The sequence below is a fragment of the Saltatorellus ferox genome (assembly GCA_007751475.1).
Lineage (GTDB): Bacteria > Planctomycetota > UBA1135 > UBA1135.
In genome coordinates this window covers 2586277-2600598 of sequence record CP036434.1, presented here as the reverse complement: position 1 = coordinate 2600598, position 14322 = coordinate 2586277, and the positions used below count along the sequence as shown (strand labels likewise).

8 protein-coding genes are annotated in these 14322 nt (G+C 67.6%); 2 read left to right on the top strand and 6 right to left on the bottom strand.

Annotated elements, in window-relative coordinates; genetic code table 11:
- Positions 1-34 precede the first annotated feature (34 nt).
- A complete protein-coding gene (ptsP, locus tag Poly30_RS09265) occupies positions 35-1789 on the bottom strand; it encodes a phosphoenolpyruvate--protein phosphotransferase (RefSeq protein ID WP_145196524.1) in 1755 nt (584 codons plus the stop codon).
- A gap of 246 nt (positions 1790-2035) precedes the next feature.
- Between ptsP and Poly30_RS09260 the strand changes: the two genes are divergently transcribed.
- Positions 2036-3244: a hypothetical protein gene (locus tag Poly30_RS09260; RefSeq protein ID WP_145196522.1), complete on the top strand. Its 1209-nt coding sequence runs from the start codon at positions 2036-2038 to the stop codon at positions 3242-3244.
- Positions 3245-3363: 119 nt separating this feature from the next.
- On the opposite strand, the gene Poly30_RS09255 is transcribed toward Poly30_RS09260, so the two are convergent.
- Positions 3364-6267: a Tex-like N-terminal domain-containing protein gene (locus Poly30_RS09255; protein WP_145196520.1), complete on the bottom strand. Its 2904-nt coding sequence runs from the start codon at positions 6265-6267 to the stop codon at positions 3364-3366.
- Positions 6268-6515: 248 nt separating this feature from the next.
- On the bottom strand, positions 6516-7541 hold the full coding sequence (locus tag Poly30_RS09250) for an outer membrane protein assembly factor BamB family protein (RefSeq protein WP_145196518.1): 1026 nt from the start codon (positions 7539-7541) through the stop codon (positions 6516-6518).
- Positions 7542-7619: 78 nt separating this feature from the next.
- On the opposite strand from Poly30_RS09250, the gene Poly30_RS09245 reads away from it, so the two are divergent.
- Complete coding sequence (locus tag Poly30_RS09245) at positions 7620-8315, top strand: DUF2293 domain-containing protein (RefSeq protein WP_145196516.1); 696 nt, start codon at positions 7620-7622, stop codon at positions 8313-8315.
- Here the strand turns inward: Poly30_RS09245 and Poly30_RS09240 are convergent.
- From Poly30_RS09240 to Poly30_RS09230, 3 genes are all read right to left on the bottom strand, one after another.
- The gene (locus Poly30_RS09240; RefSeq protein WP_145196514.1) at positions 8300-8764 is read right to left on the bottom strand and encodes a DUF1569 domain-containing protein; all 465 of its coding nucleotides are present in this window, start codon (positions 8762-8764) and stop codon (positions 8300-8302) included. The two genes, Poly30_RS09245 and Poly30_RS09240, sit on opposite strands and share 16 nt — an antisense overlap.
- Before the next feature lie 139 nt (positions 8765-8903).
- Positions 8904-11033 carry a DNA/RNA helicase domain-containing protein gene (locus tag Poly30_RS09235; RefSeq protein ID WP_419191163.1) on the bottom strand — a complete coding sequence of 710 codons (2130 nt, stop codon included), beginning with the start codon at positions 11031-11033 and terminating at the stop codon, positions 8904-8906.
- 194 nt (positions 11034-11227) lie between these two features.
- The gene (locus tag Poly30_RS09230) at positions 11228-14299 is read right to left on the bottom strand and encodes a sigma-70 family RNA polymerase sigma factor (protein WP_145196510.1); all 3072 of its coding nucleotides are present in this window, start codon (positions 14297-14299) and stop codon (positions 11228-11230) included.
- Between the last annotated feature and the right edge of the window lie 23 nt (positions 14300-14322).

Below are 14322 nucleotides of genomic sequence, written 5' to 3'. Positions count from 1 at the left end.
CGGCACGATAAGCAAATTTGATGAGTGAGGAAAATCACCCTGCCTCATGGGCCAGGATGGCCTCCCCCAGGCGCTTCCTGATGCCCTCCAGGCTCGCTTTGATCTCCGTGGCCGACCGGAGCCTCAGGACGTGCTCCACGATCCCCTGGGCCTCCGCCAGGGGAATGGCACGGATGGCGAACTTCAGGACCGCCAGGAAATTGGGCGCGACGCTGAGGGAGTCGTAGCCCATCCCTGCGAGGAGGACGGCCACGGCCTCGTCGCCCGCGATCTCTCCGCAGACGCAGACGCTCTTGCCTGCACGTTTCGCCGCGCGTCCGATCTCCGCCAGAGCCCGGATCACCGCCGGATGCATGGGCTCGTAGAGCCCGGAGACGAAGACGTTGTCGCGGTCCACGGCGAGCAGATACTGAACGAGATCGTTCGTTCCCACGCTGATGAAGTCGACCTCGGCGAGCAGGTCGTCAAGGATCCAGAGGGTCGATGGGACCTCGATCATGATCCCGACCGGAATGTCGGGCGCGACGTCGTAGCCCTGCTCCGTGAGCTGCAGGCGCGTCTCGTCGAAGATCTTGAAGACGCTGTGCACCTCGTCCAGCGAGGAGATCATCGGGATCAAAAGGCGCACGGGACCGTGGGCGGTGGCACGCATCACGGCACGGAGCTGAACGCGAAGCAGGTCCTGCCACTCGAGCGTCACGCGCGTGCCGCGCCATCCGAGCGCAGGGTTCGCCTCTTTCGGCGTCTTGAAGTAAGGGAGCTGCTTGTCCCCGCCGATGTCGAGCGTGCGGATCGTGACGGGACGCCCCTGCATGGAGTCGACCACGCGCCGATACAGCCGAAACTGCTCCTCCTCCGAGGGGAAGACCGTCCGCTCCATGTACAGGAACTCCGTACGCAGGAGCCCGACCCCATCACAGTGCGACACGTCGAACGTGTCGAGGTCGCGGACGCTCTCCAGATTGACGAGGACGTCCAGCTTCGTTCCGTCGGGCGTGACGGCTGGCTTCCCGGCGTGGGAACTGAGGGCGCTCGTGCGAGTGGAGCGCTGATCGCAGCGGGTCATGAACGCAGCGATCGTGGCTTCGTCCGGGTCGAGCACGATCGTCCCGTGATCGCCGTCCACGAGCACCTGCATGTTCTGCTCCAGCCGCGCGAGCAGGTTCGGAATGCCGACGACGCACGGGATACCGAAGGAACGCGCGAGAACCGCTCCGTGGGAGAAGCGCCCGCCGGCCTCCGTCACGATCGCGTGGATGCGCTCCCGCCCGAGGAAGGTCACGGCCTCGGGCGTGAGCTCGGCGGCCGCGATCACGACCTTGTCCTCGCTCTGCGCGAAGCTCTCCTGATCGGTTTGCATGAGCGCCTTGACGACGGCGCGCCAGGGCTCCGTCACGTCAGCGGCGTAGCCCCGGATGGAGTCACCGTCGAGACGCCCCATCGTCTCTTCCAGCGTATGGATGAGCCGATCGACCGCGGCCTCCGCGTTGAGGCGTTCGTCCCGGATGGCCCGGTCGACGTCCGCTCGTGCGCCGGGGTCGCGCAGGATCATCTGATGGACGCCCAGGATCCCGGCGTCGCGCTCCCCCACCGCCTTGGCGACTTCCTTCTGACGACGTCCGAGCACCTCGAAGACCTGGTCGATCGCGGCGTCGAGGCGCTCGATCTCCGCGCCCGTCTCGTCCGCGCGCAGGGACCAGACGGGGGCCGAGTCGAGCCTCGCTCGAACCACGTGGACAGGGCCCAGTCCGAGACCGGGTGCGACGATGAGTCCTTGGATTTGGGGCATAGTGGTCGGGTCCGGAGCTCTGCGCCGGAACGGGACAGTCTAGCGCCACGTCGGGACGGATCCCCGAGTGGCCGCGAATCGCATCAAGATCGGTCTCGCAGTGCGCCGAAGTCCCCGGCAGGTCAGCCAAAAGCTCTTCGGCGCGAAGAGCGGCTACCTGAAGCCAGCAGGTCCTGCCACGTGACGCCGTTGAGGGCACTCGTCAGACCCCCGCACGGCGATCCAGCAGACGATCCACAGCAACAGATGTCGAAAACGGGACAAGCCAACTACTCCGGAGCCAAGGCCTTCAACGGCGGAGGACAGAGCCCCTCCTTCGGGAGCATTCTCCCCCTGGGATTCCTGGCCTTCGGGGCGGGCACCATGGGCGTCGCAGTTCTCACCGCCGTGGCGCCTCCGTCCATCGGAGCCATCGGGAAGGTGGCCGAGATCCTCGATCGAGTGGGCCTCGACAAGGGCCCTCTCCTCATGTTCGGCCTCCTGAGCACGGCCATGGGATTCGCTCTCGCGCGCCTCGAGAAGGCGAGTCAGGGCGGCATCGCCGCACTCGATGCGGCCGACTTCGCCCAGTCCAACGCCAGTGGCATCGAACTCCAGGGCGAGATCCTCGGGTCCGTCCAGGCAGAGCTTGGCCAGATCCGCCACGAGATCGCCACGGCGCGCCACGAGGCCACCGAAGCGCGCCAGGACACGAGCAACGGTCACGGGGAGGCGAGCGACCCGCTCTTCCGTCTCGCAGCGAGCCTCGACCAGATGGGTGCTCACATCGACAAGCGCATCGACAAGGCGCGCCGCGAGATGGTCGACGCCATCTCCAGCGTGGCGAACACCGCTGAGGTGAGTGCCCAGCAGCGAGAGGCCTCGTTCAAGGAGGTGTCGAAGGAAGTCGACTCCGTCAGGATGGACATCGCCGACCTTCGCGCCCAGCTGACGCGCGTGTCCGGCGACGTGACGAGCACCAACGGAGCCGTCAACGAGATCGCCAGCAAGCTGGCCGAACAGGAGGCCGCTGCCCCGATCGAGGCGGCTGTCGTTCCCTCGGTCGAGGAGCCCAAGCCCGTTTCGGAACCGGTCGCGAGCGAGCCAGCCTCGGCGCCGGCCGCGCCCGCCCTGCCGAGGGAGCTGAGCGAGGACGCGGCGTCCGCACCGGAGACCAGCGAGCCGAAGGCACCGATCCCGACGGACTCCCGGGCATCCGCACCCGAGAGCACCACGGACGAGCCCCAGTACCAGGGTTTCCAGCACGACGACGAGGCCGAGACCGAGGCAAAGACCGAGACCGAGTCGAAGGCGCCGGAGCAGCCGAAGCTCGGCGTGAACATGGAGAGCCTCGGCTTCCCGGAGCCGCCCGCTCCGATGCCGAAGCCCAGCGAAGGCCTGACGCTCATCGACGAGATGGACGAGGATACGGCGCGCCTGGCGGACATCACGCCGCCGCTCTTCCCCGACGTCTAACGAACAGCGGAAGACGATGAACGAGAGCGGCCCCGCAGGATCCATCCTGCGGGGCCGCGCTCGTTGTTCGGATCTTCGAGGACTCCACGGAATCCAGACGACCCGGTCAGGGGCACCGGTCACTCGGCCGGGGCTTCGGTCTTCGGCTCCTCTTTGGGGGCCTGGGGAGCTTCCTGTGCCTTCGGGGCTTTAGGGGCTTTAGGGGCCGCCGGCTTCGGCTGCTCCTTCTGGTCCTTCTTGAAGAACGACGCGAACGGGTTGTTCGCGGGCGTCTCCGCGGCCGAGTTGAGCTTGCTCAGATCCACGCGCTCGCCACGATCGAAGCGATCGGCGCCACCGCGCCGCGGTCCGCCGCGGCGCGCGCCGCCGCTCCGAGTCGAGGCTCCGGCCGCGCCGTCGCGCCGGTAGATCCGACCCGCCGGGCCCTTCGGCTGCGCGTCCTCGCGGGGCTCCCCACGACGTCCGCCACGGGCTCGCCTCGACCCGCCACGGCGAGCGCCTCCGCGATGGGAGCCGCCTCCGCCGCCGTCGCGCTCGGGCGCCGGCACGTCCTTGAGGGACAGCGCCATCCGTGCCGAACTCCCGTCCACGATGCGCGCACGCGTCGTGGCTCCGATGGAAAGCAGTTCGCGCGCGTCGCGAACGTAGCGGCTCGCGAGCTCCGAGATGTGAATCATCGCGTCCTGCTTCGTGCCGACGTCGATGAAAGCGCCGAAGCTGGCCACGTTGGTCACGATGCCTTCGAGCACTCGCCCCTTCTGCAGACGAACGGGATCCGTGTCGTCCGAGATGTAGGCTGGTACGCGGTTGCGCCCGCGCGGGTCACGACCCGGGAAACTCAGCTCGCGCATGAGGTCGCGCCAGGTGAACTCGTCCACTTCGAAGGATTGACGGCGCAGACCCTTCGTCCCGCCGGGACGGCCGAGCGTCTCCTCGACGCTGCCGCCCGCGCTCTCCAGGAGCTGACGGGCGAGCGCATATTGCTCCGGGTGCAGCGACGTGCGGTCGAGCGGCTCGCTGGACTGACGGATGCGCAGGAAGGCAGCGACGCTGGTCCACTCCGCCTCGGTCAGGATTCCGTCGGCGCGGATCTGCTCACGCGACTCGATCTCGCCCGCGTCGCGCTTGTCCGCGAGGTTCTTCGCCGACTCCGGCGTGAGGCCCGGAAGGTTCAGGATCACCGAGCGCGGAGCCGTATCGAAATCGCAGCCGACGAAGGCGATGGCGGACGCCACGGCCTCGTCGAGAGCGCGGCGCAGGTTGGCCTTGCTGACGAGACGCTGCTCGGCGCCGAGGCTGAGCTGCTTGGAATCGACCTTGAGGAACTCCCCCATCGGGTCCTGGAGCCTGCGCCCCATCGTGATCGCGAGACGGATCGGGACCGCGACCTCCGCCAGCTCCTCGCGGGCCAGCTGGCCGTTCGCATAGCTGGTGGCGCCGGCGTCGTTGACGACCATCACGGGGACCTCGGAGTTCACGGCGCGGAGCGCGGCGCGAATCTTCTGGCCGGCCGCGCGGGCCGACTTGCCGCTACCGACCGCGATGGCCTCGGGGCCGTTTGCTTCCAGGAGAGCGACGAGTTCGGCACCGAGCGTGGCGTCGTCCTTCTCGCCCACTTCGACACGTGCCTCGGCGGTCAGGTTGCCGTGCATGTCGAGGAAGGCGAACGCCATATCGCCCTTGGCGCTGACGTCCATGCCCACAACGGGCAAGCGCCCGAAGAAAGGCGTCAGGAGGATCTGGCGCAGGTGGGCGGCCAGGAAACGAAGAGCTTCCGCGTCGCCGCGCTCCTTCATCTCCAGACGAATGTCCGCCTCGACCACTGGCAAGAGCCGCTGGCGCAGCGCCTTGCGGGCGACGTCGTTCAGGAGCGCTTCGAACTCGGGCCGGGTGTGCTTGCCCATCGAAGCGCGAACGCGCTGGATGACTTCCTTCGGATCGAGTTCGACGAACGTGTTGACGATCCGCTCCTTCTGCGCCTGGCGGATCGCGGTGAGGCGATGGCCTTGGAGCTGGCGCAGCGGCGCCTTGACCTTGAGCAGGTTCTTGTGGCGGCCCGCCTTCTTCTCGTCGACGATCGGCTTGATGCGCAGGATGCCCTTCTTGCGCATGATGCGGCGGACGTGACCGCGAAGGCGGGAGTCCCTGCCGATGCGATCCGAGAGGATCCGGATGGCGCCAGCGAGGGCTTCGACGTCCGTGTGAACACCCTTGTCGGGGTTCACGAAGGGCTCACAGAGCTTGGAGAGCTCGGCCGTCATGACGAGCGGCTCGGGCTGGGCGCTCGGCGTGTTGTCCTCGGAGGACGCTTCGCTTTCGCCGGGAGCGGCGTGGTCGGCCGCGTCGGCATCGCCGGTGGAATCCGCGGAATCCGCGGAATCGGCCGCGTCGGCGACGGGCGCTTCGGCCACAGGCTCTTCCGCCTTGGGCCCTTCCTGCTGGGACTCTTCTGCTACCGCCTCGGTGGACGGCTCCTCAGCTGGCACGTCGGCGGCAGGGGACTCTTCCGCCGCAGACTCTTCCGCACGAGGCGCCTCGACCGCTGCCTCGCCGACCGCTGCCTCCTCGACCGCTGCCTCCTCGGCCGCTTCCACGGCCTCGCCAGCGACCCGCTCTTCCTTGGGCATCGGCTTGACGATCAGATCCGCGAGCGCTCCGAGCCCTCGATCCATCGCGAGCTGCACCTCGGGCTCCGGACGCCGGTACGGAACGTACAGGTCCTCGAGTTCGAAGCGGTCCATGCACTGGCGGACCTCGTCGAGGGCCTTCTCCGAGATGCCCTCGATACGTTCCATGGAGCGCAGCACCGTACCGCGGCGACGATCGAGCTCCTGGAGCTCCTCGCGACGCAGCGCGACCCGCCGGACATGGACCTCGGACATCGCGCCGGTGCGACCACGGCGGAAGCGACCGATGAAGGGTGCAGAAAGCCCCGCGTCGAGCATCTCGAACACGGCCTGCATGGAGGGAACGTCGGTGGAGAACTCCTTCGCGAGGGTCTCCAGGATGGGTTGAGCAGTCACGCTGTTTTTCTTCGAGGCGCTGGCAGATGCCAGCTGGCCGTTGGGGATTGGCAGCAGACCACGACTCGATGACGGCGGATGGAACGGCGCCCAGCCTGGAGTCGATCGACGGAAGTAGCCCGCTCGGGTGGATGCGCCCCTGGGCCGGCTGGCCGGGACGTCAGATCAGAGAGATACCAAAAAGAATCGCCGCCGGGGGGAAGGCCTCGCCATAAGCGGGTCCGAGCCGCGATCGCCGGGAGGAAGAGTCAGGCGGGAAGCTCGAAAACGGACACCCGGGTCTCCTCGGCGAGAAGGCCCGCGCCGTCCACGACGGTCCACGCGATCTTCTCGTCGAGGCCGGGAACCGTCCACGCCCCGAGTTCGCGCCCCGTGAGCGCGTCGAGCGCCCTGAGATGCGCGCGGCGCTCGACGTAGACCTTGCCGCTGTTCGCCGTGATGGAGGCGTCCGGGAGGTCGTCGATTGGCTTGGTTTCGAGGATCGAGTACCAGAGCGGAGCTTCTCCTGGCGACGCGTCGGCCCGTAGCGCGACGAGGCTCAGCGTATCGCGCGGACCTTCGTCCGGGTGCGAGGCGAGCTTCATCATGAAGTCCATGCGCTGATCGTTCTCCAGGATGAGGTCGAGCTCGCTGGTGACGAGCACGACCGTCTCGGCGGTGGCGCCGATACCGCGGATGATCGGCAGCGACAGCCCTACCAGGTTGCCCTTGAAGGCGCCCGTCCTGGCATCGAGCCTGATGACGCCGTACTTGCCGCTGTCGGTGTTCGAAACGACGACGAAGACCGTGCCGCCGAGCCGCACGACCCCGTGATAGCGCTCGCCCTCGCGGCCGTAGCTCCACGTTTCCGAGAGACGGAGCGCATCGAGGCCCCAGACGAGCCGCGCGTTGCTGCAAACCACGGCGTCGGCGCTGACGAGCGCGGTATCGAAGGCCTGGATGTCCGCGGCCTCCAGGAGTTCGCCGTTCGCGACCGACATCCGCACGATGCGGTGTCCGCCCTGGCTCGGACCGAGCACGATGACCTGACCCTGCTGGCCGATCCCCGCGCCGAAGCCGCGTCCGTAGCCGACCTCACAAGGGGCGATCCAGAGTCGCTCGCCGGTCGAGCGATCGAAGGCGCCGAGCTTCCCTGGAATCACGTCGTCGAGCCACTTGCCGCCCGCTGGCGGGTCGTACCCGTGCAGCAGAACAGGTCCGGTGGAATCGAATGCAATTCCATCGACCTCGGTTTCGAGTTCGCGGCTCCATCGCCTCTTCGCGGTGCTGGTCATGACGAAATGGTAACGATGGCGGAGAGGACTTTCGTGGACTGGCTAGTATTCATCTCCGCCCCGCCAGCGAGATCCCCCATGAACCAGCTACAGGTTGAGCCCGGCCCCCGTGCACGTACCGTCCGGAACGAGAAAGGCGAGGTCCTGGAGGTGCCCGCCGACTGGGACCTCCTGCCTCCCGGCGACGCGGCGGCCACCCGCCGTGTGAAGAAGTCCACAGACCACTGGGTCATGTCCGAAAAGCGCGGGCGAAAGCGGTTCGGCCGCGGCGTCTGGGCGTCCCGCTCGGTCATCGCCGAGGTGACGGCGGCCCTGGAGGGCGAGCGCGAGGACCCCGCGTACCGGAAGAAGCTGGACGCCGGCAGGGCCCGCCGCGAGCGCGAGCAGGCCGCCTACGTGGAGGAGTTCAACGAGGAAGTCCTGCGCTTCCTGGACTTCCCGCTGACCCACGACGAACTGTCTCGAGCGCTGGCCAGGGCCGTCACCGAGCACGCGACGCCGGTCGGCAGCGGAACGGTCGCGAGGACGAAGCGGATCTCGACGGACCGCCGCGCGGAGGCCGCCGTGATCGCGTGGATGCGGCACCAGACGACGGCCTACGACTCGATGAAGATCGCGAGGGTCAAGGGCCGGCGCCGCGAGGTCCGGCGCGAGCTGGCGCAACGGTCGTCCGAGCTGCTGGACGGCTACCGGCGCGGCGAGCGAGTGGACCCCTCGAGGTGCCCACTCGCGCGGGCGCTCTCCGCAGGGACCTCGTCTCAGCAGCCGAACTGACGCAGATGATGGTCGAGGTGCTTCGCGCTCAGCTTGTCCCACTCCGCCGGCGTGAGCTTCCCGAAGAAAGGATGCGGCGCCTCCGGCATCCCCGCCGGCCCGCGGCGATGTAGCTCGAGAACGTCCGCGATCAGCTCCGCCTTGAGCGCCTCGACGCGCCCGGCGTCGACGCTCGGTGCCTTCATCAGGAGGGCGGGGTCCGTGGGCGCGTTCCTGGAGAAGGGCTTATCGCTATCGATGGCCAGGCGCTTCCCCAGCCATCCGAAGAGGCGTCCGACCATCCTGCGCGGGATCACGACCTTGCCGAGCGGCACGCCGACGCCGAGCACGCAGTGCTCGAGCATCTCCTGGACGTTCATCTTCCCCCACCGGGCCGAGCTGTCAGGGCCGAGGGCCTGAATCCGATCCGTGAAGTGCCTTGGCGAGGTTTCGTCGAAGAGCGTTTCCATGGAAGCATGTGGCGAAGGAGCACGCCGCGCGTCAAGCCGCCAGCTGATTTTGTGACGCGGGAGCCGAGAAAGCGGCTTCGCCTGCCACTCGCGGAGACCTGCCACTCGCGGAGAATCGTGGGGCTGCCTATCCGTGGCATCAGTGCGCGAGGAGCCACTCAACGTGAAGCCGCGTCTCTTCGTCTGCGAACCAGACGTAGGCCCCAAGCATGGCGTGGGTCAGGAGGATTCGGTAGCCACGCTGGAGTCGCTGCAAGAGCTCCGCGGTGGCGGGCCCGGGGGCCTTCTCCTTCTTGGCCTCGGATTTGGTCTTCTTCCAAGCGGACTCATGCACGTGATCCAGCTGGATGACCCAGCGATCCTCGCGCCAAACAAGGTCCTCTAGCCACAGGAGCCCGATGTAGTCGAAGTCGAACCCGCGTACGACATAGGGGCAGCCGACTTCGCCCAGGGGTTCTTTTGCCATGTAGCTTCCCGGCGGCGCCTGGACGAAGAGGGTGTAGTCCTGCTCCGGGGCGAAGTTCCAAACAGCGGACCAGGTGGAAGGACCGTCGGCCCCATCGTAGGTGATTTGAAAGTCACGGGCTTCCCGGGGAAGTCCGTTCGGGCTTGCGGCCTTCTTGGTAATCCAGGGGCGCGCATAGGAGGCCAAGAGGCGGACCGAATGGCCGCGTTCATTCTCGAACCTCAGCTTCTCTTCCAGCTCGGACGGCGTCGCAGCGACCTCGAACCGGAAAGGTCCGCCGGCACTTGAACGCCAGCGGAGGTTCGTGCCGTTCGATTCTTTGAGCCCAAGGGTCTGCTCGATCCAGTCCACGTATTCGGCGGCACCTGCGCAGCGGAACTGGTGGCCCGAAAGGTCGACCTCTTCGATCTCTGTGGCTCCAAGCTCTTTGGCGAAGCGTTTGATCGAGTCGATCGTCGTGGTTTCGTTGTCGCGGTAGCTCTGGTCACCATCCAAGAGGAAGACGCTCACCTTGGAGGCGCGCAGGATGTGATAGGCCTGGGGCCCCGCGTGCATGGCCCAGCCGGAAGGCGGAATGCCTCGCTTACCGGCGGCCGTGGGGTCGATCAGGGCGTGGGCCTCGTCGACGATGGAGATCGCATAGGCATTGTCGGGGCAGCGCAACTCTTGGACCTCGATTCGATGGGCTCTCAGGTTCTCGCGCCAGGTTTCGATCTCCGTCTCCTGCCCTCGGTCGCGCCGCTCCTTGACCCAGCGCGGCGACAGACCAGGATTGTATTGGTTGGCCTTCTTGATGACGCCGCGGGCCAGGCGCGTCTTGGTCGCTCGCTCGAAGAGGGTCTCCCAGTTGGAGCGCTGGGACCCCGAAGTCGTGGTCATGACGACCGCCCCGTCGATGCTTTCGTCCGCGGCCAGGCGCGCCCAGAGGTGAGCCGCTATAGCGGACTTGCCTGACCCGGGTGGGCCCTTGATGATCACGACGGACTTCGAACCGGGCTTCTGCCGGACCTTCGACTTGGCTGGCCTGAGGGACCGGTTGACCTGTTTCATGCACTTCTCGAAGCCGGTTCGCTGCTCGTCCAGCAAGACGAACGGACTTGTGGCTTCGTCCTGCAGGGCTTTGGAAACCTGGACCATGAAACCTCGATCCTGTCTGTAAGCGCCCCGCGTAAATCGCTCGGCGAATCCCGGGTCAGGCTTTCGAAGCCTTGCCTTCAGAAAGGCAGGGAAGCGCTTCAGCACATCCGACTCTGAACGGGCAAAGATCGGGTAGTGCCCTGCCAAGATCTCATGGGGCTTCTCTCGGTACGGCTGCACATCTGAAGCGAAGGTGAAGAAGACGCAGCCCGAGACGTCCGCCTCCTCGTCCTGCACGACGCTATGAAAACGCTGGCTGTACTCGGCGTATCCCCGCACCTGATCCGAGGGGTGGAGTTGTTCGCGTTTGGCGTGCCGGATCAGTCCTTCGGTAGGGCCTGGTTCGTCTCCGTCCGTGCGCCAGTCCTTGAGTTCGACGATGACGGCGGAGGGCCGCGTCTCGCCGCGGCCGAGGAGCACCGCGTCGGCCCAAGAGGTCGAAGCCGGGAGTCGGTACTCCAAGGCGAGGCTACCAAGGCTTCCAACTTGGACGTGGAAAGACTGCAGGTCGTCGCTGACGAGGACATCCGAAAGGGCGGGGAGAGAATTTCGCCAGGCGCCCGCTTCACCTGGCGAGGCACGGCGTGTCTCCTGCTGGAGGTCACCGACGAGTCCATCCAGGTCGAACTGAACGCGGCGTCGGAACGCTTGGACATCGAGTAGCATGCCCATAGCGTACCGAGTACCGTCCCTGGTGTCCCACGAGGAGCGCCCAGGCTGGGCATGCTGCCCCGGCGAAGAAGCGCACTGAAAGTTGCCGCGGGCCAGAGGACTCGCGGCAGCCGCTCCGCTTCATCGGTCAGTCTCGAGGGACGCCAGCGCCGGGAGACATCCCGCGAAACGCGTGATGACTGCTTTACTCACCGCGCGTCGATCTCCACCTCGACCGATGGCTCGAAGATCGGGAGCACCGTCGCGCGCTGGCGAGTCGCCGCCTCGACGCCGTCGATCACGAGCGCGAGGTCGCACTCACCGGGGATTGCCAGCGCATGGAACGACAGCGCGCCGTTCTCTTTCAAGTCAGCGGGCGACCACTCGTTCGTCGTCGACAGCAGGGTCCCCGAGGTTGAATAGGCGCGGACGGAAGCGCGGCTCCAGGCTTCCGCATCAGGCATCAGCACGCGGACCGGGACATGGGCGCCCACAGCACCCTGACCCACCAGGGACGTGGTCTCCCCCTCCACCAGCGTGACGGTCGTCGGCGGGAGGAGGAGTCGCTCTCCCCGAAGGATGCGCACGCTCCATTCCCCCGCCTCCAGGTGTCCCTGGGAGCGCCAGCCACTCTCCGTGCGGTCGAGGACCACCGTTCGCCCGCCGCGCTCGATGACGATGTGCTGCTGGCTCAAGAGCGGCTCGCGTACGGCCTCGGGGAACCCGTCGGGCATCTCGAAGGCGAGTTCGAACTCCAGCGTCGCTCCCGGTGTCTCGGCCAAGGTACCGACGTCCACCAGCCCGGCGATTCCCACCTCGATGCCGGTTCTTGACGCGATGATCTCCTGGTTGCGGCGCGCTTCCAGGTAGTAGGTTCCCGGCGCGACAGGACCATGCTCGAAGCGGCCATCGTCGCTGGAGTAAAGAACGGGCGCCCCGCTGGGCCCGACTCCGGGTGCCCAGCCAGCGGGCATCAGGAGCACGAGGGCCCCCATCAATGAACTGTCCACGCTCCCGACGAGCACGGCGGCAGATTCCCCGGCAAAGGGCACCTCGAACTCGAGGTCCAGGGTCCCAGGCGCGACGAGCTCCCGGGTGGCGAGAACGGGCCTGGGCTTCTTGCCGGGACTGCTGACGCTCACCGTCCAGAAGCGATCCGGGAGAGGCGCTTGCTCCAGTGGTGGCAGCGCGGTCAGGCGAAAGCGCCCCTCCGCGTCGGTGCGAACCTCGCGCCGGTAGGCATTCCCGAAAGGCGGCTCCGCACCGATGTAGAGCCCCGTGATGGGCTGGCCCCCCATGTCCACCACGCGCCCTGCGATCATGGGCTCCAGGCTCAGCTGCAGGTTCTGCTCCAGTGTCTCGTCCTCTGGGGCGATCACCGCGCTGGCCCGGGCCAGCTCCTCGTCGCGCTGGGAAACGGCGCGCAGTTCGTGCGTACCTGAAGGAACGTGATGAAGCGCGAAGTGACCGTTCTCGTCCGTCGAGCTACCGTGCGAGTACGTGGTCAGTCGATCCAGGGTTCGGGCGCCGGGCTCGACGTAGTCCACCCAGGCCTGGACCGCAGGGGTTCCGTCGGCGGCGAGCACCTGCCCTTGCACCAGAGTGCCGCCCACCATCGTGATCTCGAGTTCAACGGGGGCGCCGCTGAAGTCCACCTTCCTCACCGAGGGCGCGAGCCCTGCGCGCGTCACGGTGACAGGATGCTCACCCGGAGAGATCGCGGCCGGGTAAGCGAACCGCCCCTCTTCGTCCGTCATCGCGAGCACCGGGTACGGTGTGCCCCCTGGATGCGAACCGCCGATGACCCCACCACGCGGCCCCGCGTGCACGGCGGCTCCTGCGATCGGGTCGCCGTTCTCGTCCACGACGCGACCCGTGAGCGCGCTGCCGGCTTCCCCCAGCACGAGGTCCACGCCGCTCCAGCGATCGTTGTCCCACGGAACCAGCCGGAGTCTCTGAAGATCGGAAGGCGCCAGGGCCCCATGCACCGCCATGAGTGAGTTCTCGCTGCCAGATCGCAGCGAGTAGGCGCCATCTGGACCGGAGATGGCCGCGAATGTCGGGTTCGCCGGGGTCGTCCCCGTCGAAACGAGGTACACCCGCGCGCCCGCCACGGGTTCGCCATCGGCCCCGAGCACGCGCCCGACCACAGGAGCCATTTTGGCCATGGGCAGCGTCACCTCGGCGGCCTCGCCGGAACCAGGCGTCGACTCGACGACGAGGTCGCCCGCGCTCGCCGCATGACGCGCCACCCCTCGGATGCCCGGCGGCACCGTGAACGTTGCCACCCCGCCCGCCTCGGACACTGCCAGCCAGACGCTGGAGACCTCGCCACCGTAGCCTCCTGACGTGAACAGCACGTTCTCGCCGCTCGCGGGTTCGCCCTCCGCGTCCACCACGCGCACTCGAAGCGTGCTCGTCTCGGCCTGGCGGGCCGAGCCCGTGGTCACGGCCACGGAGAGCGGCTCCGCCGCGGGGCTGCTGGCGGGCGCACCGATTGCCCCCAGAGCCATCTCGCCCGGGAGCACGGCGGTCGGCCGGGTGGGAGCTTCGAGCACCGGCATGGACCGGATCTCTGGAGCCTGAAGCGCCACCACCAGAGCGATGGCGGCGGCCGCTCCCAGCACAGCCAGGCCCGTCGCCTTGATCGGCCACACGGCAGAACCCGAGGACGTTGCGGGTCCGGCGGCTGGCGCGCTCCCACCCCACTCCAGCCCCAGGGGCGCGATCGCGCTGAACCAGAGCGACCGGCCTTCGTCGTCCGCGCCGAGCTCCCGGTCGAGGTCGACCTTCAGCTTCTCGAGCCCACGTCGAATCCTCGTCATGACCGTTTTCACGGGCGCGCCCGTCTCCTTCGCGATGCGGCGCGGCAGCAGGTCCTCGTGGTAGCGCAGGAACACCGCGGTCCGGTAGGGTTCCTCGAGCCGCTCCACGGCGGCGGCGAGCAGGCGCTCTCGTTCGAGCAGAGCGAGCACGTCGGAGCTGCTGGCGCTCGTTTTCTCTTCACCGGGCACGGCGTTCGGTAGGCTTCCCGCGCCCTTCAGCGCAAGAGCGGAGGATGCGCTCCTCTGGACCGAAGCGGCGCGGCGGCGCAGGACCGTGCCCAGCCAGGCGCGCTGCTCGCGGATCGGCTCCGCCGCCGCATGGGCTGCGAGCCAGGTGTCCTGCACCAGCTCCTCCGCGAGATGCTCATCCCGAACGAGCGCGCGCGCCAGGCGCCGCAGGAACGGCCCGTGCGCGTGCATGAGAGATTCGAGGGAAGGGGAAGGTGAAGTGGTCATGGGGTACCTCCGGGATCGAGAAA